The 23088-nt window shown below is 52.5% G+C and carries 22 protein-coding genes and 1 tRNA gene; 13 read left to right on the top strand and 10 right to left on the bottom strand.

From position 1 onward, the window contains the following. Positions 1-9: 9 nt before the first annotated feature. A tRNA-Asp gene (locus tag HV243_RS20015) sits at positions 10-86 on the top strand. Between the two features lie 155 nt (positions 87-241). Here the strand turns inward: HV243_RS20015 and HV243_RS20010 are convergent. Both HV243_RS20010 and HV243_RS20005 read right to left on the bottom strand, forming a co-directional pair. After that, positions 242-760 carry a hypothetical protein gene (locus tag HV243_RS20010; protein WP_016155747.1) on the bottom strand — a complete coding sequence of 173 codons (519 nt, stop codon included), beginning with the start codon at positions 758-760 and terminating at the stop codon, positions 242-244. A gap of 1 nt (position 761) precedes the next feature. Beyond that, positions 762-1445, bottom strand: a complete 684-nt coding sequence (locus HV243_RS20005; RefSeq protein WP_223307926.1) for a winged helix-turn-helix domain-containing protein — start codon at positions 1443-1445, stop codon at positions 762-764. Between the two features lie 750 nt (positions 1446-2195). Between HV243_RS20005 and HV243_RS20000 the strand changes: the two genes are divergently transcribed. The 9 genes from HV243_RS20000 to HV243_RS19960 all read left to right on the top strand — a co-directional run bounded on the left by HV243_RS20000 (position 2196) and on the right by HV243_RS19960 (position 11299). After that, a complete protein-coding gene (locus HV243_RS20000) occupies positions 2196-2744 on the top strand; it encodes a fimbrial protein (RefSeq protein WP_016155749.1) in 549 nt (182 codons plus the stop codon). A 69-nt stretch (positions 2745-2813) separates the two neighbouring features. Then, positions 2814-3362, top strand: a complete 549-nt coding sequence (locus HV243_RS19995; RefSeq protein ID WP_019076063.1) for a fimbrial protein — start codon at positions 2814-2816, stop codon at positions 3360-3362. Positions 3363-3403: 41 nt separating this feature from the next. Then, positions 3404-5875: a fimbria/pilus outer membrane usher protein gene (locus HV243_RS19990; RefSeq protein ID WP_053389573.1), complete on the top strand. Its 2472-nt coding sequence runs from the start codon at positions 3404-3406 to the stop codon at positions 5873-5875. 26 nt (positions 5876-5901) lie between these two features. Beyond that, positions 5902-6678 (top strand): fimbria/pilus periplasmic chaperone, encoded by a 777-nt coding sequence (locus HV243_RS19985; RefSeq protein WP_053389574.1) that lies wholly within the window; start codon positions 5902-5904, stop codon positions 6676-6678. A 12-nt stretch (positions 6679-6690) separates the two neighbouring features. Then, positions 6691-7296 (top strand): fimbrial protein, encoded by a 606-nt coding sequence (locus tag HV243_RS19980; protein WP_053389575.1) that lies wholly within the window; start codon positions 6691-6693, stop codon positions 7294-7296. Further along, positions 7293-8357, top strand: a complete 1065-nt coding sequence (locus tag HV243_RS19975) for a fimbrial protein (RefSeq protein ID WP_016155754.1) — start codon at positions 7293-7295, stop codon at positions 8355-8357. Before HV243_RS19980 ends, HV243_RS19975 begins: the two co-directional genes overlap by 4 nt. A gap of 9 nt (positions 8358-8366) precedes the next feature. Next, on the top strand, positions 8367-8909 hold the full coding sequence (locus HV243_RS19970; protein ID WP_053389576.1) for a fimbrial protein: 543 nt from the start codon (positions 8367-8369) through the stop codon (positions 8907-8909). A gap of 1 nt (position 8910) precedes the next feature. Continuing rightward, on the top strand, positions 8911-10578 hold the full coding sequence (locus HV243_RS19965) for an O-antigen ligase family protein (RefSeq protein WP_047417088.1): 1668 nt from the start codon (positions 8911-8913) through the stop codon (positions 10576-10578). 1 nt (position 10579) lies between these two features. Next, the gene (locus HV243_RS19960; RefSeq protein ID WP_053389577.1) at positions 10580-11299 is read left to right on the top strand and encodes an EAL domain-containing protein; all 720 of its coding nucleotides are present in this window, start codon (positions 10580-10582) and stop codon (positions 11297-11299) included. A gap of 15 nt (positions 11300-11314) precedes the next feature. Here HV243_RS19960 and HV243_RS19955 read toward each other — a convergent pair whose 3' ends face one another. The 3 genes from HV243_RS19955 to fadE form a co-directional block, all read right to left on the bottom strand. Then, positions 11315-11725, bottom strand: coding sequence for a Spy/CpxP family protein refolding chaperone (locus tag HV243_RS19955; RefSeq protein ID WP_053389578.1), 411 nt, complete (start codon positions 11723-11725; stop codon positions 11315-11317). A gap of 177 nt (positions 11726-11902) precedes the next feature. Beyond that, positions 11903-12670, bottom strand: a complete 768-nt coding sequence (locus HV243_RS19950; protein ID WP_053389579.1) for an amidohydrolase — start codon at positions 12668-12670, stop codon at positions 11903-11905. A gap of 110 nt (positions 12671-12780) precedes the next feature. Then, the gene (fadE, locus tag HV243_RS19945; protein ID WP_016151814.1) at positions 12781-15225 is read right to left on the bottom strand and encodes an acyl-CoA dehydrogenase FadE; all 2445 of its coding nucleotides are present in this window, start codon (positions 15223-15225) and stop codon (positions 12781-12783) included. A 239-nt stretch (positions 15226-15464) separates the two neighbouring features. On the opposite strand from fadE, the gene lpcA reads away from it, so the two are divergent. Together lpcA and HV243_RS19935 are read left to right on the top strand one after the other, a co-directional pair. Next, the gene (lpcA, locus tag HV243_RS19940; RefSeq protein ID WP_016151815.1) at positions 15465-16043 is read left to right on the top strand and encodes a D-sedoheptulose 7-phosphate isomerase; all 579 of its coding nucleotides are present in this window, start codon (positions 15465-15467) and stop codon (positions 16041-16043) included. Positions 16044-16192: 149 nt separating this feature from the next. Beyond that, positions 16193-16960, top strand: coding sequence for a class II glutamine amidotransferase (locus HV243_RS19935; RefSeq protein ID WP_053389580.1), 768 nt, complete (start codon positions 16193-16195; stop codon positions 16958-16960). Here HV243_RS19935 and dpaA read toward each other — a convergent pair. Beyond that, positions 16931-17671: a peptidoglycan meso-diaminopimelic acid protein amidase gene (gene dpaA, locus HV243_RS19930; protein ID WP_016151817.1), complete on the bottom strand. Its 741-nt coding sequence runs from the start codon at positions 17669-17671 to the stop codon at positions 16931-16933. The two genes, HV243_RS19935 and dpaA, sit on opposite strands and share 30 nt — an antisense overlap. Before the next feature lie 349 nt (positions 17672-18020). On the opposite strand from dpaA, the gene HV243_RS19925 reads away from it, so the two are divergent. Further along, positions 18021-18782, top strand: a complete 762-nt coding sequence (locus HV243_RS19925) for a C40 family peptidase (RefSeq protein WP_053389581.1) — start codon at positions 18021-18023, stop codon at positions 18780-18782. Positions 18783-18820: 38 nt separating this feature from the next. On the opposite strand, the gene HV243_RS19920 is transcribed toward HV243_RS19925, so the two are convergent. Genes HV243_RS19920 through HV243_RS19905 form a run of 4 tightly spaced genes read right to left on the bottom strand, consistent with a single transcriptional unit; the run spans position 18821 to position 23083 of the window. Continuing rightward, the gene (locus tag HV243_RS19920) at positions 18821-20914 is read right to left on the bottom strand and encodes a flagellar biosynthesis protein FlhA (protein WP_016151819.1); all 2094 of its coding nucleotides are present in this window, start codon (positions 20912-20914) and stop codon (positions 18821-18823) included. After that, positions 20898-22037, bottom strand: coding sequence for a flagellar biosynthesis protein FlhB (flhB, locus tag HV243_RS19915; protein WP_053389582.1), 1140 nt, complete (start codon positions 22035-22037; stop codon positions 20898-20900). The genes HV243_RS19920 and flhB overlap by 17 nt, the downstream gene beginning before the upstream one ends. Further along, positions 22027-22809: a flagellar biosynthetic protein FliR gene (gene fliR, locus HV243_RS19910; RefSeq protein WP_053389583.1), complete on the bottom strand. Its 783-nt coding sequence runs from the start codon at positions 22807-22809 to the stop codon at positions 22027-22029. The genes flhB and fliR overlap by 11 nt, the downstream gene beginning before the upstream one ends. A 1-nt stretch (position 22810) precedes the next feature. After that, the gene (locus tag HV243_RS19905) at positions 22811-23083 is read right to left on the bottom strand and encodes a flagellar biosynthetic protein FliQ (protein ID WP_131351814.1); all 273 of its coding nucleotides are present in this window, start codon (positions 23081-23083) and stop codon (positions 22811-22813) included. Positions 23084-23088 lie beyond the last annotated feature (5 nt).

The raw sequence follows: 23088 nt of genomic DNA, 5'->3' as shown, positions 1-23088 counted from the left end.
ACACAACGCGGAGTGGTAGTTCAGTTGGTTAGAATACCTGCCTGTCACGCAGGGGGTCGCGGGTTCGAGTCCCGTCCATTCCGCCACTATTCAGAAAGCCTGAATCAGAAATGATTCAGGCTTTCGTCGTTTTAGCCCGCCACAATAATAATCTCATCATCACACTTTATCGACCACGTCCGTGCTATCGGGCAGGCAACACATCAGGTCATCCTTAACCCGACGCATATCCAGGGGCAGATCAACCTGCGAAGTGATTCATCACGCAGGCGAAGCGGGGTGAAAAGTTATCGCCGATAAGCACCGTTTCTTCATTCAAGTGCTTTAGCATATACAGCTTGTCGGCACGTTCGTAAGCGTCGAAGAAGAGATAATCGACAGCATCCGTTGCTTCATCATCGGGGGATTTTTCACGTCCGTTGGGAGTGAGCATGAAAACACCAGCAGTATGGCCGAGTGGTCGGGCATAGCGAAAGAACAGTTTTCGGTTCACAGCAAACTCGCCATCATCACTTTTGAGTTTCCCTTGTACTGACAATGAAAGGTGTCCGGAGTTGTAGCTGGTAATCAGCATTATTCCATGGAGTACCTTTTTTGTATCCTGGATGTCGAGTATCGACGTGAATTCCGAGGAGCAGGAAAAACTGATTTCTTGTTTTTTCGCATTCCCGGCGATAATAAAAAAAGCGATAGCCGCCAGCCCAAAAATGGCAATCACGACTGACCATAGTAAAGGAGAGTGATCGCTTTCTTGCTTCATATCATTCCTCATGATGGCGATACTGGCTGATGCAATGGTAATAGCCGAGGTTCAGCCCGCATTCAGCGGCAAACGACCACTCAACCAGATTATGGTTGCTCGCCCAGGTATTGAGATACAGATCTTTTGGGTACGAACAGTCGGGGTTAATGCCCACGGACTTGAAAATATCCAGCGCTTTCTTTTCGGTTATGGTGTCGGTGAGGGCGTTTCCTAATATATGTACACGGCATTGTTCATAGTCGATAGTCCGCAGGATAGTCGCGTCCGTCATGGCGATTTCATTGGGAATCCATGTTAACCACGCTGTCGCCAGCACGGCGATACCAGTAATTAACGCGGTTATCGCCACAGGCCAACGGCTTTGTTTCTTTTTGTTGAGCGTCGATGCAACATTGGCAATTCTGGCGGGAGCTTGCGCTTCTTCCAGTTGCTGAATATTGATATTAGCGTCGCCCATCCGAAATCCCATCCGCGGAATTGTGACGATGAGTTCTGCAGGATGACCCGTAGACGTTATTGCTTTGCGCAGAAATGAAATGTGCTGATTGAGATTCGCATCCGTCGCTCTGGCGCCATTATGCTGAAAAACATTCAGCAGAATTTCATCACGCGAGGATATCTCTTTACCATTTTGCAACAAATAGAGCAGTAATTGTGTTGCCACATTATTCAATGTGGCCATTTCACCAGATGCCAGGTCTTTTAGGGTATTTTTATGTGGTCTGAAAACTAAGCCATCACCAATAATTACGGATTTAATTTTGTTTATTGGTATATGAGAAATCACTGATGTCTCCTTTAAAGCAGGATATCTCGCATTCGAGTGGGTGAAGCAATAGCATAACATAATTCATTTATAAAAAATGGTTGTACCATAGATCGCTTTATTAATATTTATATAACAATATTTTAATATCTCTTATAGAATCCTCTTTTCTCCTTCCTCTCTTTCACTATCTTATTGTCATTACTCGCTTTTGATATCCAATTTCATTTTTACAAAAATTTCATAAATACATTTTGCCTGTTGTTCTGGCTAAATAAAAAAATAGTTGATAGATAAAAACTCTATAAAAATGCTGAATAATAGATATTAACACTGATTATGTCGTGATTTTTGGCGGTTTTTTAGGTAAACGATCGCTGTGCAGACAGTGTGACAACATGATTCCCTGAGTTTGATTAATACCGGATTTTTGCATTGTGTCATTTTCCCGTCGACTTAATATAAGCCCCGAAACAGCGTAAACAACTGTGGACGGTATTTCGGATGGAATACCAATGAAGTTCAAAATACGGGGCGGCTTGAGATGGATTGTTTGCAAGGATATGCGCTACCGCCACCTGCAGATCAGGATTTTCCGGACATAAATTATCTGCGGAAATAGATCTTCGGAATAACTAAAAAACAGATATAAGGTTAAGTAGTAATATGAAAATGAAAAACGTGGCTGTGGCCTGTGCGCTGATGGCGGGAATGACTTTTACTGCCTCTTCTGCTTTTGCTGCAAAAAATGTCGAACCGACTAACGGTAAAATTCACTTCACCGGTTCTCTGGTTAATTCCGCATGTGGTCTGGCACCAGAATCCAGCCCGGTACAGGTTAATTTTGGTGAGATCCCAACTTCTCAGTTAAAAGACAACCAACGTGCTGGCGTTAAGCATGCCAAAATCGTTCTGCAGGGCTGTGATACGACCGTCGCGAAAACAGCCACTGTGACTTATACCCCGGCAACGATTGATACAGACAACAACGCACTAGCTGCGTTCACCTCTGGTACTGCAAAGGGCGCGGGCATCGGTATGATTGACAGTGGCAACCAGGACGTGGAATGGGGCCAAGCCGCTTCTCAGGTCAACATTACCGATGGTGAAACCGACATTGATTTCGTCGCTTACCTGCAGGCAAACAACGCATCTGCAGCGGTAACCCCAGGTGATTTCGAATCTACCGTTAATTTCCAGATCGACTACCAGTAACGATCTGCAGCAGGCGCATTAACGCGCCTGCTTAACCCTTCCTGCGAATAACTGAAAGGAAATGCGGTGATGCCTGGATGGCGAATTTTACTGCTTTTTATCTTCATATCGCCTGCATGGGTTTTGGCTGACACCAATCGTCTTGTCAGTACGCCCGGCAAAATGCGCATGCGCGGAAATATTATTGAGGCTGCCTGTTATGTCGATCCACGCGACCGGTCGCTACTGGTTGAATTTGATGATCTCTCAGCCAGAGATATTTCCGGAAAACCAGAGAAAGTATCAGCGCATGATTTCAGCATTCATTTGTTGGGATGTTCATTAGGGGATTCTCAACACCCCGGGAATCTGTTTCAACGCGCCAATATTACCTTTTCTGGCGCACCGGATAGTGACAATCCTGATTATCTAAGCGTGCAATCGGAAACTGAAAATTTAGCGATAGAAATATATGACAGCAACGGACAGCAAATTCATCTGGGTGAGCCATCACCGGACTATGTGCTTAATCCAGGGAAAAACACGCTCAATTTTACGGCTTATTTGATCTCCCGCGACGGAAGAATGACATCTGGCGAATTTACTGCGGTCACGCATTTTGTTGTGAATTATCTCTGAGCTGCACTGCAATTCGGGTATCTGAAGGTTTGCTAACGAAAATGATCACGCTGAAAACAGATAAAAAACGTCTGGCGCTTTTTATTGCTCTGGTCTGTGCCTCTTCATGGGCTGAAGCGGATGAGGCCATTGAATTTAATACCGACGTACTGGATGCCAGCGACAGGCACAATGTCGATTTGCAGCGTTTTTCCGAAGGCAACTTTGTGACTCCCGGAGAATATCTGCTGGATGTTCGTATTAACAGCCAGGAGATTCCACAGCAGTCGATCCGTTATATCGTCGATCCTGCCAACCCGCATAAATCCATGGCATGTCTGACCCCGCAACAACTCGAATTACTGGCGCTCAAAGAAGAAGCGCTGGCCTATATTCATCCGATTAGCGCGACCTGCTATGACATTTCCCGCCTGCCGGGTGTGGCGTTGAATAATAGCGCAGGCGTACTGGACATTATCGTGCCTCAGGCGTGGATGAAATATACCGATCCAGACTGGACGCCACCGGAACGCTGGGATAACGGCGTCGCGGGGCTGATTTTTGACTACAGCGTCTCGGGCCAGGCCACACATTATGAACAGGGCGGCGATCGTTATCGCTCTCTGTCTGGCTATGGGCAGACAGGTTTTAACCTCGGCGCGTGGCGATTTCGTGGCCAGTATCAGGCCAATTACGCTTCGGATGATAATCGCGGCCGTATCGACTGGGATCAGATCTATGCCTATCGACCGTTGCCGATGCAGGCTGCAAAACTGACGGTCGGCGAAATCTACCTGAATTCACAGGTTTTTGATTCGGTACGTTTCACCGGGGCTAACCTCGCCAGCGACGAGCGTATGTTGCCACCGAATTTGCAGGGCTACGCGCCTGAAGTGCACGGCATCGCCCGCAGCAATGCGAAGGTTACCGTCAGTCAGCAGGGCCGTGTTATCTATCAAACCACCGTTCCTGCTGGGCCATTTAATATTCAGGATCTGCACGGTTCGGTACGCGGCACGCTGGATGTTCGCGTCGAGGAGCAGGATGGCAGCGTACACACTTTTCAGGTCAATACGGCCGATATTCCTTACCTGACGCGACCAGGCTATGTGCGCTACAACGCCGCGGTCGGGAAGCCATCACGTTATAACCATGACGTTCAGGGGCCTGCGTTTTATAGCAGTGATTTTTCATGGGGGGTCAGCAATGCATGGTCGCTGTACGGCGGCGCGCTGCTGACTGGCGATCGCTATAACGCCTGGTCGATGGGGATTGGGCGGGACTTGAGCTGGCTGGGGGCGCTGTCGGCTGATGCGACGCAATCCGTGAGTCGGGTAAAGCATCAGGCTGAACAAAAAGGCATGTCCTTTAAGCTCAGCTACGCCAAAACTTTTGATGAGTACAACAGCGCCATCACCTTTGCCGGTTACCGCTTCTCACAGCGTAACTTCCGCACTTTCTCGCAGTTTCTCGACGAGCAGTATGAAAATAACAACAGTGCCGGCAACGAAAAAGAGATGTACACCATCACCGGCAACAAAACCTTCTTTGCTGACGATCCACTATTAGCGACCACGCTGTACCTGACCTATACCCACCAGAACTATTGGGATCGCGGTTCCCAGGATCGTTACGGATTATCGATGGGGCACAGCTTTTCATTTGCTGGCATCCAGGGGATCAGCGCCAACGTTGCGGCTTACCGCTCTGAGTATCAGGGCAAACGAGACGACAGTCTTTCGCTTTCAATCTCGGTGCCATGGAGCGATGGCCGCTCTATGGATTACGAATTGCAGAACAGCGGCAACCAGACCAGCCAGATGGTTTCGTATTCCGATAACCGCGACCGTAACAATCCGTGGCGTTTGCGCACAGGGGTTTCCGGTGAAGGGCGTACGGCGTTTGATGGCTATTACAAGCACCGCAGCATGATGGCGGAACTGGAATCTAACGTCAGCTGGCAGCAATCACGTTATTTCTCCGTTGGCGGCACGATGCGCGGCGGCTTTACCGCGACGCGTCACGGTGCGGCGCTGCACAACAGCCAGGCGTCGATGAATACCGCCAGAGTGATGGTTGATACCGACGGGGTGGCGAACGTGCCGCTGAACGGCGAACAGGCGCACTCAAACCGCTTCGGTATTGCCGTCGTACCGGACGTCGTTAGCTATCACAGCTTTGATACCCGTATCGATGTGGACGCAATGGACGAGGACATTTCCGCGACTAAAGCCATCGTGACCAACACCCTGACGGAAGGTGCGATTGGCTACCAGCATTTTGCCGTGGCGCAGGGGCAAAAAATGATGGCGCTGCTGCGCCTTAAGGATGGTTCGGTACCGCCGTTTGGCGCCGAAGTGTTTAACGCTAACGGCGTTAGCGTCGCCATGGTAATGGAAAACGGTATGGCCTGGATTGCGGGTGTGAATCCGGCTGAGCGTCTTTCCGTTGCCTGGGCTGGCCGTGCGCAGTGCCACTTACAGGTGCCACAACAAATCAACCCGGAAGGTAACGTGCTGTTGCCTTGTGAATAATTTCAATAACCTGAATGAATTTTGTCATGAATAATCAAGCTTTTTACTCCGTGCAGCGTTGGCTTAAACCCGTGGCCTGTGGCCTGCTTTTGATTGCCGAGATCAACACCTCATGGGCAGGTATTGCGCTCGACCGTACCCGCATGATCATCACTGGTGATGTGCGCTCAGTCAGTGCGAACTTAACCAATACCAGCCCGAGCATTCCGTTTCTGGCTCAGTCGTGGGTGGAAGATGCCAACGGAACAAAAATTACCTCGCCGCTAATGGTCTTACCGCCGCTGCAACGAATTAACGGCGGGCAAAAGGGAATTGCCCGCGTGACGAAAACCAGCGGGATCAACGCCCTGCCGCAGGATCGCGAGAGCTTGTTCTACCTGAACGTACGTGAAATTCCGCCTAAACCGGATAAGCCGAACGTGCTGCAACTGGCGATGCAGTCGCGCATCAAATTGTTCTACCGTCCGGCCGCCATTGTGCCGGAAACGCCGGGCGCCGTGTGGCAAAACCAACTGGTCTTTCACAAGCAGGGCCAGCGCTGGAGTGTGGATAACCCAACGCCTTACTTCGTCACCTTAATCGGCTTAAGCCGCAAGCCAGAAGCGCAGGGAGGCGGCAGATTGACCGACTTCCCCGGCGTTATGGTCTCACCAAAATCCTCTCTCGATTTCAGCGTCACGGACGGCAGCGTCAGCCAGTTCAGCATGATGTACGTGAACGATTTTGGCGGTCATCCCGAACTGAAATTCAGCTGCACAGGCAATGTATGTAAAGCATTGCCGATGGAGCAACAGCCCCGGTAACAGGAATCGTAAATGAAAAAGATGCTTTGCGCCCTGCTGATGGCGGGCATGGCCTGGCAGGTTCAGGCCACCAGCGGCCGCCAGGATATGAGCAACGTGTCCGGTGAGTATGGCAACGTCCGCTTTCACGGCCGGGTCTACGTGTCGCCGTGCGTGCTGGATATGGCCTCACGCGATCAGACCATCAATCTTGGTGATATTTCCGCCAGTCGGTTTCGCCAGGGAGGCGATCGCAGCGAACCGGTGTTGGTCACGCTGTACCTGAACGGCTGCTTAAAGGGCTCTGGTCATACCCTGAGGGATTTCCCCGGGCAGACCAGCGAAATGCCTGAGCTGGCGCACAGCACGGTGGAACGCGGCGTTTCGATGACGCTGATGGCCGAAGGCGCGTCGGAAAACAGTGACCTGGGGCGTATTCGTGGTGATGTGCGCGGCGCGGGCATTCGGCTACTGACCGAGCGTAATCAGCTGATCCATCTGAACCAACCGCAACGTATGTGGATCCTCAAACCAGGCGATAACGCCATTCACTTTCTGGCCACGCTGGAATCTTTTGGGCCAGAGGTGACTGCCGGAGAATTTAACGGCCTGGTGAGACTTAAGCTGGAGTATCTATGAGCGTATTACGCAAAGCGCTGTTGTGGGTTGCCCTGGCTGGCTGTCCACTGGCCGGGCAGGCATTTACACAGGGGGAAGGTGAGCCGGAGGGCGGGTCGCCGCATCAGTACGATATCGAATTGAGCTCGCTGGATGTCAGTAAAAACCACGTGGGGGGCAGAACGGATCCGTTTACCTGGAACCTGGGCAGTTGGTATGTGGTGAATTTCTATTGCGAGCAGGCTGACATCTCCCGGTCGCCGATTTACTACACCACCACGACTACGATGCCGCCTTCAAATCAGGGGGCGAACCGTTTTCGGCTAAATGAGTATCTGGATGTGGAAGTGCAGGTGTGGGTTGCCGGGGGCTATAAACAGTATGTTCAGGCGCCTTTTACCAACGTTTCAAACCGCAACAGCAATAACACTTGCAAAAAGCGCAAGGGCTACACGCGCGCCACTAACGTTGAAAGTGGTTCAAAAGGGAAAGTGACGTTTATTGTCACTAAACCCATTATCAACGGCATCAATATCACTTCCCAATCGCTGGTGGAGGTAGCCGGGCGCATGGGGAGCGCGGGACCTACGCCCACTACGGCGATTTCCCGTGTGGTGATTAAATCCGGGCTGATTACCGTACCGGACAAATGCACCTTCAACCGGGGAGACAAAATCAGTATTGAGTTTGGCGATCTGCCAGGATCCGCTGCCCGGCTCAATGGCACTAACTACAGCAAGTCGATCCCCATTCATGTTGTTTGTGAAGGCGGCAGCTTCGATCAGGGCGCGCTGAACATTAATCTTGGCGTACAAACTACCACGGCGTCAGGCACGGCGGGGTTCAACGATCATCTCCTCGGCACGCTGAGCGGCGGACAAAAGCGCGACGATCTCGGCATTATGCTTAAAGACGAGAGCGGTGGCACCGTCGTGCCCAATCAATTCTATAACGTGAAAGGTTTTTACCAGAATCAGGGCGACTGGAATCTCACCGCTGCACCGGTGGCAAAGCCGGGCGTGGGAAGCGTTAAGGAAGGTGAGTTTGAAGCCTCTGCCACCGTTGTTGCGCAGTTTCAGTAGGGGGATGCCATGAGATGTTCGGCGTTATTCGCGATCGGCGTGTTACTGCTTGGCGGCATGGTGCAGGCCGACACCAAACTGGTCGGCGGTGATATGTATTTTCACGGCACTATCAGAGCGCTGGCCTGCAGCCTGGCACCAGGAGGCGACAAAATCGAGGTCGATTTCGGGCAAATCGCGACGCAGGATCTCTATCTTTCGGGGCGCAGTAAGCCGGAAAAATTCAGCATTCAGCTACGCGACTGCAACCCCGAGGTTTTTCGCGGGATCTCGGTCACTTTCAGTGGTAGTGAGGATGCTGAACTGGACGATCATCTGGCGCTGGATAGCAGTGAACAGGGCGGCGCGACAGGGATCGGTATTGGGATGAGCGAAGAGGACGGCACGGCAATTCGCCTTGATGAGAGCACGTCAGTCAAAGAGATAACTGCAGGCTCGATGACGCTAAATTTTTGGGCGTGGGTCGCAGCAGAGCCGTCGGCGATAAAAAATCAGTCTCTCGAATACGGTCCGTTCAGCGCCAGCGGAACCTGGACACTGAACTACCAGTAGCATGATGAACGCACTGAATCGTATTGCCCCGCTGCCTGCGCAGAAATTATTGCTCGTTATTAGTCTGTTTTTCTGGTGTGGGGTAATGCATCTCTACTGGCCGAATAACGGCGGCAGCGGTCTGTCGTTGCCGCTTAATATTACGAGCTGGATTTATGCCGTTGTGCTGGCTGCAAGCGCATCAGTGCTGGTGCCTCGTCAACGCTGGCGTATCACTGTCCCCGCCACGGTTTTTTCGATGGGGGCGCTCATCCTGACGCTGCTTTGTCTGCTGACGCCTGGCGTCTGGCAGTTCGAGGCGCAGCTGGTCGCAGGGGCGCTGCTGGGAGGCGTGCTCGTCTATCTGGTGACATTGCAGATTCCGCTTGCGGCAAACACCCTGACGGTACTGCTGACCCTGCTATGGGGCGCGTGCGTCATCGAATGTCTGGCGTTTTTGTATCAGTACTGGCATTTGCCGGGTGTTGATTACTGGGAGTTTGCCTGGCGACGCGGTACGCGGCCCTACGGTATTTTTCAGCAGGTCAATCTGATGGCCAGCTTCACTGCATCTGGTGTGCTGCTGTCAGCTCCGCTCTTTTTACGGCTACGCGACAGATATCGAATTGTCATCGGGGTTGCTCTGGTGATGATGGGCTTTGTGCTGCATGAATCCCAGTCGCAAACCGGCTATGTGTCTGTGGTGGTAGGTGAAGTCTTGCTGCTGGTGGTTTTCCCGGCGCAACGCCGTATGTTGTTGCTACTTCTGCTGCCGCTGGCGTTAGGCATGGTGGCGGGCACGCTCGCTCGCCATTTTTTGTCCGTTGCTACAGTCGATCACCTGACCACTTCCCAGGTGCGCTGGACGGTGCTTAAAACGTCACTAGCATTATTTGCCGAACGCCCGTGGACGGGGTGGGGCGTTGGCAGTTTTGCCGCCGTGTTTCTCGAACGCGCGGGGCCGTTGGGGCTGAGCAGCATCTCGCATCCGCACAATGAGCTGGTGCTGTGGCTGGTGGAGGGCGGCCTGGTTGGGCTGGCGGGGGCGCTGTGCTTTATTACGGGAGGCTTCTGGCTGTGGATGCACGGAAATCGCTGGCGTCGCGCTTGTCTGGTGGCGGCGCTGCCGGTGGTTATTCATATGTTGACGGAATACCCCGTCAGGCAGTCAACACCACACTGGTTACTGCTGGTCCTGTTGCTTCGTTGTGCAGATAGCCCGCTAAAAGGGGTTCGTCTGACGCTTACGTCGACGTCGCTGATTCGTGCGCTGGCATTGATCTCGTTTTTAACCTTCACGCCATTGTTGCTTCTCTCACTGCACACGCAACAGCAGTTGACGCTGGCGGAGCGACAGTCAGCGCAGTGGCGTCTGGTCGAGTCGCTCCCGGTAGGAGGCTGGCTCCTTGCCCCTCGCTACCGGTTTGATGTTCAGATGGGGTATCTGCAACGGTATCAGCGTACCCGGGACGCTCGCTGGCTGGAAGCGGTTCGCCGCTGGGCGCCTGACTATGTGCGTGTTCACCCAGACCCGAATGTCTCCTTCACGCAAATCTTGCTGGCGTTACAGCAGCGCGACCTACCTGAGGCGCATCGTCTGGTGACGCGCTTTTACCTGACATACCCGAACGATCGCCGTATCCCGTGGCTGCAGGATGCACGACGTCCTTTCAATCAAAAAATGGAATGATATGAACAGATTCAGCGAACAGACCCGCCATGTGCCAGAGCTTCCCCGCAACGCCGAGCTGCTGCGGATCACCGGGATCCGTTTGCAGCGCATCCATTTTTTTGATGATGCATCGCTGGATGTCTGTGAGGTGTTAAGTCAGGTACGCACGCCGCTACCGCTCGATCTTTTTTTCAAGCACCTTTCCATCACCGCAAAACAGCAGCTATTTCTGTGGCAAATGCGGCAGGTACTGGCACTCTCAGGAAGTTATTCGCTGAATTTATCCGTCAGGATGCTGACCTGTCTGTCGTGGATTGCGCAGCTCGCCCGGCAGGCGCATCAGGGGCGGATTGTTATCGAAATACAGGATCCTGGCACCATGATGCGACTGGAAAAGGCAGAACAGCAGGCCGTATGCATTGCCGTTAAAACCCTGGTGCGTCACGGGTTTCGCGTGTGGTTGGATGATGTTTCGCCTGAGCTATTTTTTGTCTGGCGACTGTCTGGCATCCGTTTCGATGCCATCAAAATTGAAAGCGGAATGTTTCATCAGTTCAGGACGTCGGATTGGCAGTTAAGGGTACTGGTCAATCAATTTCGCGGGCTGGGAGAACGGGTTGTGATCGAGGGGGTGGAAACGCCGCAGGATTACGCCATTTGCCGTATGAGCGGCGCAGATGCTGTACAGGGATTTTTGTTCGAGCAGGAAGTATTACCGAAAAGCCTGAATCATTGCTGATTCAGGCCATGGTCATTATTCGCTCAGCGTCTGTGCGATATCTTTTTGCACCTGCTGGCGCTGTTCTGGGGTCAGTACTTTGTTCAGGTCGAAATAGTATTTCACGCGGTAATAACGCGCCTGCTGTTCAATATTGCTGAACGCGGAAAGCTGTTTTTTGACGGCGGCGTCATCCCATTTCCCGGACTTGATGACGTCAATCAACGCGCCGTCTTTAACATCCTTCACCGATATCTGGCTAACGTTGGTTTCAAGCTGCTGGTGCAGTTTTTTAATCTGCGCAACCTGGTCAGTGCTCAGTTTAAGGTGCTGAACTACCGGGTCCTGAGCTGGTGCGGGTACATTGGATACGTTTGCTGCAAGCGTGCTAAAAGAAGCGCCAGCCACGGTTGCCGCCAGCAAAGTCATGCGTACGAAGTTCTTCATTTCGGGATCCTGATAAGGGAATTATTAACATTGTCTGTCACTCGCTGGAGACGAGTGATTATCCTTTGCAGAATACGATGCCCGAAACACGTCGCCACGCGAATTTGTTTTGCGGTTGGTTACGGAGTGAAACAATCCCGCCACAGAAAACGTTGTGCAGCGGGAAGAAGGCGATATCTACAGCGTGAACGGGTCAGCGTCCTGCCAGGCGGGGAACTTCTCGCGGTACTCGCGCAGCGCCGAGAGTGACAGTTCAGCGTCAATGCGCGTAGCCTGATGTGGCTCGGCGGTGGCAATAATCTCACCCTGTGGATTAATCACCCGGCTGTCACCGCGATAATGATGGCCGTTACCGTCAGTACCCACGCGGTTACATCCTGCTACATAAGCCTGGTTCTCAATTGCCCGCGCGGTGAGCAGAACCTGCCAGTGTAGCGAACGCGGCGCCGGCCAGTTGGCGACATACAATGCCAGGTCGTAATCGTTGCGGTTGCGCGACCATACCGGAAAACGCAGGTCATAACAGACCAACGGCAGAATGCGCCAGCCGCGCCATTCAAAAATAACCCGCGCGTCACCCGCCTGATAATGTTGATGTTCTTCCGCCATGCGGAATAGATGGCGCTTGTCATAGAAATGGACATTACCTTCGGGTTCGACCAGCAAAAAGCGGTTTACCGGGCCACGTTCAGACAAGAGAGCGGCGCTGCCTGCTATAAGGGCGTTCGTCTGTTGCGCCTTAGTGCGCATCCAACTGACAACCTCTTCCTGCGGCAGCGATTTGCTTGCCGCTTCCATGGCAAATCCGCTGGTAAACATTTCAGGTAACACAATGACATCACGTCCGGTGACGGTTTCCAGTTGGCGGTCGAAATGGCGCAGGTTAGCCGGGCCATCCATCCAGATCAGCGGTTGTTGCAGCAGAGTAATTTTCAAACCGGGCACGATCGAGGCTCCTCATTGAACAACATTTTGACACTGTAGCATGAGCTCTAACTGAAATGTGGCAATAAAAAGCCCCGCATTAAGCGGGGCTAAACGTTGTGCGTGTGTCGTTACGCGGCTTCGACTTTACGCACCTTCTCTGGCAGCTTTACCGGCTGAGTCGCCAGCGCCTCGGGTTCAAAGTCATCCACGTTGATGCTACGCAGACGACTCGCTTCGGCTTTCACCAGAATTGCGGCTTCGTCTTTATCAATCAGCCCTTTAGCCAGCGCATTGTGCGCCAGTTCATCCAGGCGGGTAAACGGCAGGTTTTTGCCCAGCTCTTTGCAGATCCGCTGGTGGATAGGGTCGGCTGCAATCACATCCAGCAAAGCCTCTTCCAGCAAACCTACCGGGTTATGCTCGCTCGGCGTCAGGTATTGACCGCGGCCAAGGCGAGAACGGGTGGCGCTCGGAACCTGCAGAATCTTCGCGACTTTATGATCCAGCTTGTCAGACGGTGCATGGTAGTGGCGACCGGTAGGGAAGATAACCACATTCAGCAGTCCCGCGACCAGTCGGTTCGGGAAGTTTTTCAGCAGGTCGTCCATCGCCTGTTCCGCTTTGTACAACGCATCCTGAACACCCCAGTGAACCAACGGCAGGTCTGCTTCATTACGGCCTTCATCGTCATAACGCTTCAGTACCGCAGAGGCCAGATACAGCTGACTTAACACATCGCCCAGACGCGCGGAGATACGTTCACGGCGCTTCAGGCTACCGCCCAGTACGGCCATGGAGACATCCGAAAGCAGTGCCAGGTTAGCGCTCAGACGGTTCAGATGCTGGTAGTAACGTTTGGTCGCATCGCCGGTTGGCGTGCTGCTGGTTAAGCCGCGCGTCAGGCCTAGCCAGAAGCTGCGCACTTTGTTACTGCCGACGTGGCCGATGTGTTTGAACAGCAGCTTGTCGAACGCATTCACATCGTTACTCTGTGCCGCGGCCATCTCTTCCAGAACGTACGGATGGCAGCGAATCGCCCCCTGACCGAAGATCATCATGCTCCGGGTCAGAATGTTGGCACCTTCAACGGTAATGGCGATAGGCGCGCCCTGATAAGCACGGGCGAGGAAGTTGCTTTCGCCAAGCATAATGCCTTTACCGCCAGTAATATCCATTGCATCGATGATTGACTGCTGTCCACGGTGGGTACAGTGATACTTCACGATGGCCGACAGCACCGCCGGTTTTTCACCCAGCATAATACCGTAGGTAATCAGCGACGCCGCTGCATCCATCACGTACGCGTTACCCGCAATACGTGCCAACGGCTCTTCAATACCTTCCATCTTACCGATAGAGATTTTGAACTGCCGACGAATGTGCGCATACGCGCCGGTTGCCATTGCGACCGATTTCACGCCGCCCGTCGAGTTAGACGGCAGGGTAATACCGCGTCCCACGGACAGACATTCCACCAGCATGCGCCAGCCCTGACCGGCCATTTTTGGGCCACCGATGATGTAATCAATCGGCACGAAGACATCTTTGCCCAGCGTCGGACCGTTCTGGAACGGCACGTTCAGCGGGAAGTGTCGACGCCCAATTTGTACGCCTGGCGTTGACGTTGGGATCAGCGCACAGGTAATGCCAAGATCTTCTTCACCACCCAGCAGTTTTTCCGGGTCGGAGAGTTTAAATGCCAGACCCAGTACGGTAGCGATAGGCGCCAGCGTGATATAACGCTTATTCCAGGTCAGGCGCATACCCAGCACCTGCTGGCCCTGCCAGTCGCCCATACAAACCACGCCGGTATCAGGGATCGCGCCTGCGTCGGAACCCGCTTCCGGGCTGGTCAGAGCAAAGCAGGGGATCTCCTGACCACGTGCCAGACGCGGCAGGTAATGATTCTTCTGCTCTTCGGTGCCGTAATGCTGCAGCAGTTCGCCAGGGCCTAGGGAGTTAGGTACGCCAACGGTGATCGCCAGGATCCCGGAAACGCCGGAGAGTTTCTGCAGAACGCGAGCCTGAGCATACGCGGAGAATTCCAGCCCGCCGTACTCTTTCTTAATGATCATCGCGAAGAAGCGGTGTTCTTTCAGATACGCCCACAGTTCCGGCGGCAGATCCGCGAGTTCATGGGTGATCTGGAAGTCGTTCGCCATGCGGCAGGCTTCTTCCACCGGGCCATCAATAAACGCTTGTTCTTCAGCTGTCAGATGCGGCTGAGGATAGTTATGCAGTTTTTTCCAGTCTGGCTTGCCCTGGAACAGGTCGCCTTCCCACCAGGTTGTACCGGCATCAATCGCCTCTTTCTCAGTGCGCGACATCGGCGGCATGACTTTACGGAAACCGCGGAACACTGGCGCAGAGATCATGGATTTGCGCATTGGCGTAAAGTTAAACGGTACGAGGAGAATGGCCAGAGGAACCAGCAGCCAGATTGACCACAGGCCAACCACGCCAAGCGCAGCTGTCCAGGCGAGCAAAATTAAGCTGCTGAGGAATAAGCTCACGCGGTGATAAAACAGAACGCTGAGCAGAACAACCGTAGCGATAATACTCAAAATCATCATAACGAAAAGCTCCCTTGCTTGTAGGAGGTCTGACCACTTGTGATGATATGGTTGTAGTGGATGTAAATTTTTTTAGCAATGTGTTTACAAAATAATTACAACAAAGCTCACATTGTTGCTGTTTTAACCGGCACAAAAAATCAAAAGCCGCAGCCATTCCTGTGGCTTGTACTTCTCGCTGGTAGCGCTATCCGGTACACTGCATCTTGTCATTTACATTCATGCTGAAGGATATCCTCATGTACCAGGATCTTATTCGTAACGAACTGAGCGAAGCGGCGGAAACGCTGGCTAATTTTCTTAAAGATGACGCCAATATTCACGCCATTCAGCGCGCGGCGGTCCTGTTGGCAGACAGCTTTAAAGCTGGCGGTAAGGTACTTTCTTGCGGTAACGGCGGTTCCCATTGCGACGCGATGCACTTCGCCGAAGAGCTGACCGGACGTTATCGCGAAAACCGCCCAGGCTACCCGGCGATCGCTATCTCTGATGTCAGCCATATCTCCTGCGTCAGCAACGATTTCGGTTACGATTATGTCTTCTCCCGCTACGTTGAAGCCGTGGGTCGCGAAGGCGATGTCCTGTTAGGCATCTCTACTTCGGGTAACTCCGGTAACGTGATTAAAGCGATTGCCGCAGCGCGTGAGAAAGGGATGAAAGTCATCACCCTGACGGGTAAAGATGGCGGCAAAATGGCGGGCAGTGCGGATATCGAAATTCGCGTACCACACTTTGGCTATGCTGACCGCATTCAGGAAATTCATATCAAAGTGATCCATATCCTGATCCAGTTGATCGAAAAAGAGATGGTGAAGTAAGAAGGCTATTTTATTTGCCATTTTGAATCCGGGCAGTGCCCGAAATCCTCACGTACTACGTGTACGCTCCGGTTTCTGCGCGCTGTCCGAATCTAAACTGGCTGCAACAATTACGCCTTCCCGCTTAAAGGCGTTTGTGGAGGTGATGTATGTGCGAACTGCTCGGGATGAGCGCCAATGTGCCAACCGATATCTGCTTTAGCTTCACCGGGCTGGTTCAGCGCGGCGGAGGTACCGGGCCGCACAAAGACGGCTGGGGTATTACGTTTTATGAAGGTAAGGGTTGCCGTACGTTTAAAGATCCGCAACCCAGCTTTAATTCGCCTATCGCCAAACTGGTACAAGACTATCCCATCAAATCCTGTTCCGTGATTGCCCATATTCGTCAGGCGAATCGTGGCGAAGTGGTATTGGAAAATACCCATCCATTTACGCGTGAACTGTGGGGACGTAACTGGACGTACGCTCATAACGGACAGCTCAGCGGCTATAAATCGCTGGAAACCGGTAATTTCCGCCCGGTTGGGGAAACCGACAGCGAAAAAGCTTTCTGCTGGCTGCTCCACAAGCTAACTGAACGGTATCCGCGTACGCCTGGCAATATGACGGCAGTGTTTAAATATATCGCGATGCTGGCAGGAGAATTGCGTGAGAAGGGCGTCTTCAACATGCTGTTGTCTGACGGGCGTTATGTGATGGCTTTCTGCTCGACCAACCTGTTTTGGATCACCCGTCGTGCGCCGTTTGGCGTGGCGACACTGCTGGATCAGGATGTGGAAATCGATTTTAGCTCAGAGACCACACCCAATGATGTGGTCACCGTGATTGCCACTCAGCCGCTAACCGGCAATGAAACCTGGCAAAAGATTATGCCAGGCGAGTGGGCGTTATTTTGTCTCGGGGAGCGTATAGTTTGATGCCAGTTGCGGCTGAACCACTTCGTGACTCAACGGCTTGCTGATAACGTAACGGCCATCGACGACGGAAACGGTCGGTGGCTTACGCGTTTGTTCAAAGTAATCGTAGCCAGGCTTTAGCTGCGCCCAGAATTCTTTGTAATACGAGAACTTATGGCGCTGCATGTTGGCATCGGTCATGCGGAATGGATAAATGCTAACCTGCACGCTGGACTGCCCAAATACCAGTGCGCCGGTGACAAACTGGAAAATCTCATCAATGCCGTTGTCGGTCATTGCGTAGCAGCCGACGGAAACGCAGGCGCCGTGGATCATCAGGTATTTACCTTCATAACCGTGTGCGCGGTCGTAGGCGTTAGGGAAACCAATGTTAATCGCTTTATAAAAGCGGCTATCCGGTTTCAGCTGTCCGCGCTGTACGCTGTAAAACCCTTCCGGGCTTTTGAAATCGCCCTGACGCTGTTTCGGACCTAAGCCGCCGGAATAATTGCAGATCTTATAGCTATCGAGCAATTGATACTGTTCGCCCATCTTGACGTACAGATCCAGCGTTCGCTCTTCTTTGAAGATCTGGATATAGACGGGGGAGCCCATTAATTGCTGCTTATATTCTTTGCTGACAGGCGTAGTCGGGCTGCTGCTGCTCAGCAAACCGGCAAATGAAACGCACGGCAATAAAAGCATCGCAAGAAAAAATGCGATTTTACGCATACTGCTTATTCCTTGATAAAACGATTACACACGCCAGGACGGCTAAAAGAGTTCCCAAATCGGATAAATCTGGATCTGGAGCGCTCACATTATCACCCAGAGAGTTTTTCGCAAGTCTCTCGTGCGGCGTTTACACTTTAGATTTTCTTTATACGGAAAATTGTGCTTAAAGGCAGTCAGACACTGACGTATTTTGCGGGTTAGCGCACGTCATTAAGTCTTCTGAGTGCAGAATTCCTAATATATTGAATTTAAAAAATTAATAATTTAATAATCGAATATTAAAATGGAATGCCCGGCAATAGCGGTAGACTGCGGCGAACGTGTTTGATTAGGTAGTGTTGTTTTCATGTCTTTTGTCTCTGCGCCCCGACGCTTTTTGCCGGGTCTGCTGTCTTTGTGTGTTGTGTTGTCCTCGCCGTCTGTCGCCAAAGTTCAGCCCCTCTTATCTGACGCCCATTTAAGCTATGCGGCGCAATTACGCATGCGTAACCGCGCCCGGCTGCTGAAGCAGTACCACGCGCAGGTAAAAAAGCAGGCAAGTTATGTGGTGGAAGGTAATGCGCAAAGTAAAAGCGCGCTGCGCCAGCAAAACAGGACGCTGATTAAACAGCACCCTGAGTGGTTCCCGGGGCCACTAAAAGCGAGCGATCAACGCTGGCAGGAGCTGGCTGAGAATGACCATTTTCTCAGTAGCGATCATCTGCACAACATAACCGAAGTGGCAATCCACCGTCTTGAGCTGCAGTTAGGTAAACCCTATTTGTGGGGCGGGACCAGCCCGGAACAAGGCTTTGACTGTAGCGGGCTGATCTTTTATGCCTACAACAAAATTCTGGCAGCAAAATTGCCACGTACGGCGAATGAAATGTATCACTATCGGCGGGCGACCATCGTCGCTAATCGCGACCTTCGTCGTGGTGATTTATTGTTCTTTCATATTCACAGTCGGGATATTGCCGATCATATGGGCGTCTATTTGGGGCAGGGACAATTTATTGAATCGCCGCGTACGGGAGAAACGATTCGGGTGAGCAATTTATCCGATGACTTCTGGCAGGATCATTATCTCGGCGCCCGTCGTATTCTGACGGAAAATACCATTCTGTAATCAAAAAGGCGGTGCGAATGGCACCGCCTCGTCAGGGGTTAACTCAACGCCCCCATGATCTTTAATTCCAGCTCATCCGGAACTTCGTTATATGACAACACCTGTAAGCCTGGTGCAAACAGGCGCGCATAGCGCGCAAGCAGAGGACGTAGCTGCGGTGCGACCAGCAGTACCGGCTCTTTACCCGCGGCTTTCATCTGTTCTTTAATCTGCGGCATATTGGTCTGGAACTGATTCAGCATATTAGGATCGACCGGTACGCTATCGAGCACCACTTTTCCACTTTGCTGAGCCTGATTCACTACATTAGCCAGCAGATTCTCCAGCTCATTATTCAGCGTGTAGACCGCCAGCTCATCTTTGCGCACAAACGGATGGGTAATGCTGCGACGGAGCGCCAGACGCACATCTGCCGTCAACAGAATATGATCTTTAGTGACGGCGCTACTGGCGACCAGTACGGTGGCAATGGTAACGATATCGCGCAGCGGTACGCCTTCGACCAGCAGCGCCCGATAAACCTTCAAGAGCTGGCTGTAATTCAGCGCCGCGCTCAGATCTTCCGCCAGACGGGGGGCCATCGAAGAGAGGCGGTTATGCAGTTGAGTAATATCATCGTAGTTAAACAGGTCGGGAATAAAGTTGCGAATGACCTTATTCACATGCGTCGCAATGACGCTGGCACTATCAATGACCTGATACCCCATATTTAGCGCTTTGGCTTTTTGCGCCGGGACAATCCACGTCACCGGCATACCATAGGCCGGATCGTGGCCTAAAACACCATCGATCTCGCCATACGTTTCACTGGAGGGCAGCGCCATCAGTTTATCTGAAGGAATATCGGCCTCATCAGCCTTGATCCCATTGATAAAAATGGCGTACTGGGTCGGTTTTAGACGGAAGTTTTCGCGGATGCGAATTTCCGGGAGCAGCACGCCGTTAGTGTCTGAGATAACCTGCCGTACACCGCGAATACGTTGAGTGAGCGGATTCCCTTTGGATTTGTCTACCAGCGATACCAGCTTGTACCCCAGGCTCAGGCTGATTGGCTCGATCAAAGGGATAGTTTCCCAACTGACCTGTTGCTCGGTGGTTTCAACGATGGTTTTGGTCAGCGTCTCAAGATTTTTCTCTTCAGTTTCAGCCACCTTCGGGCGCTTGCTCATACGCCAGGCGGTGAACCCCATCAGGGCGCTGAACACCAGGAACGGGAAGTGCGGCATTCCCGGTACCACCGCCAGTACAAACATAATGCTGGTGGCGGTATAGAGTACGGAGGGGCTGGCCAGCAACTGGCTACGCACGTCTGTGGCGATATCACCGCTGTCGCTCACGCGAGTAACGATAATCGCCGCCGCCGTCGACAGCAGCAGAGACGGGATCTGGGCGACCAGACCGTCGCCGATGGTCATCAGTACGTATTGCTGGAAGGCGGCTTCGGCGCTTAAATCGTATTTAAAAATACCGATACAGACGCCGCCTATCAGGTTGATGGCCAGGATCATCATCCCGGCGATGGCATCACCGCGCACGAACTTCGACGCACCGTCCATTGCGCCATAGAAATCCGCTTCGCCCGCCACATCTTTACGTCGTGCCTGCGCCTGGGCCTGATTAATCAGGCCTGCGTTCAGATCGGCGTCGATCGCCATCTGCTTCCCGGGCATGGCGTCCAGCGTAAAGCGGGCCGAAACCTCGGAGATACGCTCGGCACCCTTGGTAACCACGATAAAGTTGATGATCATCAGGATGATGAACACCACAAAACCGACGACAAAGTTACCGCCGATCACCACCTGACCAAAGGACTCAATCACCTTACCGGCAGCGCCCGCGCCCATATGGCCGTGCAGTAACACCACGCGCGTTGATGCTACGTTCAGCGTCAAGCGCATTAAGGTGGTGATCAGCAAAATGGTCGGGAACAGGCTGAATTCGAGCGGGCGTTTCGCGGAAACGGCCACCAACAGCACCATCACCGCCAGCACGATGTTAAAGGTGAACAGAATATCCAGCACGGCCGGTGGTAATGGCAAGATCACCATCGCCAGGATAGACAGTATGACCAGCGGAATGCCGATGTTACCGTTACGCAGCAGCGCGAGGAATTGTTTAGTTGTTTTCGGCATCCAGTTTAAGAACCTCTTTTGGAATGGAAATATGTCTGTTCAGCGAAGGGCGTGCTTGTGAACCGTCACGCCAGTGCTTCATTTGCAGTACATAGGTCAGGACGTGTGCTATCGCCCGATAAAGTTGAAATGGGATCTGTTGATTGACCTGGGTGGTGTAATAAACGGAGCGCGCCAGCTTAGGAAATTCAACAATCTCAATATTGCTCTCCGCCGCCACCTGACGGATATACAGCGCGATTTCATCGGTGCCTTTGGCGACAACGAAGGGTGCGGCGGCGCGCGACTGGTCATACTGTAGCGCCACGGCATAGTGGGTTGGGTTGGTGATCACCACATCGGCTTTTGGCACCACCTTGCGAATTTGCCCCATCGCCATTTGCCGTTGCAGGCGACGGATCCTGGCCCGTACTTCCGGCTTACCTTCCTGATTTTTATACTCTTCCTTCACTTCCTGTTTGGTCATCTTCAACCCTTTGGTGAACATTTTTTTCGCCAGAGGAACATCAATCAGAGCGAAAAAAATAAACAGAATGACAAAGTTGCGCATGATGCTGCTGTACAGCGCCAGGCCATCGCTGACGGCCTGCTTGAAATACAGCTCCTGCAGCCCCAGAAAGGCGGCAACGTTATTGCGTACGCTAATCCACAGCATCACCAGCAGTACCATCGCTTTGAGCGTCATCTTGCCGGTGTCCACCAGATGGTCGGTGGAAAACAGACGGCCAATCCCTTTGAGCGGGCTTAATTTGCTAAAGTCCGGCAAAATTTTCTTTGGCAGGAATAACCAGCCTCCGGGAATCAGCGAGGCAAACAACGCGGCGACCGGCATGGGTAACAGCGTCAGGATGAACTTGGCTAAAATCAGCAGATGGTGCTCGAGGAACTGGCCGATAATGTCCGGATCATTAATGTTCTGCGCATACTGATGCACACTGATAAAGCTTTCGCGGACAAAATCTTCATACCAGGGGAAGCTGCTGGAGATCACCATAAATGCGGCAAACATACTGGCGGCAAGCCCCATATCTTTTGAGCGCGGAATTTGCCCCTCTTGCCTGGCTTTGCGAAGTTTTTGCGCCGAGGGTTTTTCTGTTTTTTCTTCGCTGCTGCTATCCGCCATAGTGCCCCTTGAGCGCGTCAAGTTGCTGCAAGACGAAATTTGCCAGGTGCAAATAGTGGTCGGGCAGGTTGTAAAGCAGAGTCGCAAAGCAGACAAGACCCGCCAGCATGTTGATCGGAAAACCTAACGAGTACAGGTTGAGCGGAGGCGCAATGCGGTTCAACAGGCCAAAGCAGCCCTGGACAATCAACATGATAAAGGTTGTCGGTAGCGCCAGCAGGGTGGCCGCGGCAAACACCCAGCCCAGCCCCAGGGAAATGGTGCGCAAAGATTGTGGATGCAGCGCATTGCCAATCGGCCAGTAAGTAAAGCCTTTGAATAAAATGCTCACCAGCAGCAAATGCCCATCCATCGCAAAGAACAGGATCACCGCGTAGATGTTGATCATCTCCGCCAGTACCGTCGTTGATGCGCCGCTGCTGGGGTCGTTCATCACCGCCATGCTCATCCCCATATTGAAAGAGAGGATCTGGCCCGCCAGCTGCAGCGCTAAAAATAAAAACTGCAGCATCAGGCCGAAAAGCATGCCCCACAGAAACTGCTCTGCGGTCAAAATAATGCTGTTGATCGACAGCAGGCTGTCAGGAACCGGATGGGGAATAAGCGGCGTAATGATAAAGGCCAGCGCCAGGGACAAAATAATGCGTATTCGCACCGTGAGCGCCGCGTTATCCAGTACCGGCGCGTAGTGAATAAACGCCATAATGCGCACGAATGGAAACCACATGCCCAGTATCAGGTAACTTAACTGTGTAACGTCTGTTTCGCGCATGTCAGTGCACCAGAAAGGCGGCCTGAGTGAACAGATGCACGCAGAGATCGCTTAACTGGACGATCATCCATTTTCCGCTAATGCCCAAAACTGCGAGGGTGACGATAAGCCTGGGCAAAAAGCTGAGCGTTTGTTCGTTAATCTGCGTAACGGCCTGAAAAATGCTGACCAGCATCCCCACCAGCAGGCTGGGAACGACCAACACGCAGACTAAAATGATCACGACTTTTATGCCGCTGGCGACGATATCTGCGGCTACATCAATGGTTAACATATCCG

This window comes from Citrobacter sp. RHBSTW-00599 (genome assembly GCF_013784065.1).
GTDB lineage: Bacteria > Pseudomonadota > Gammaproteobacteria > Enterobacterales > Enterobacteriaceae > Citrobacter > Citrobacter braakii.
This window is presented reverse-complemented; position numbering and strand designations above follow the sequence as displayed.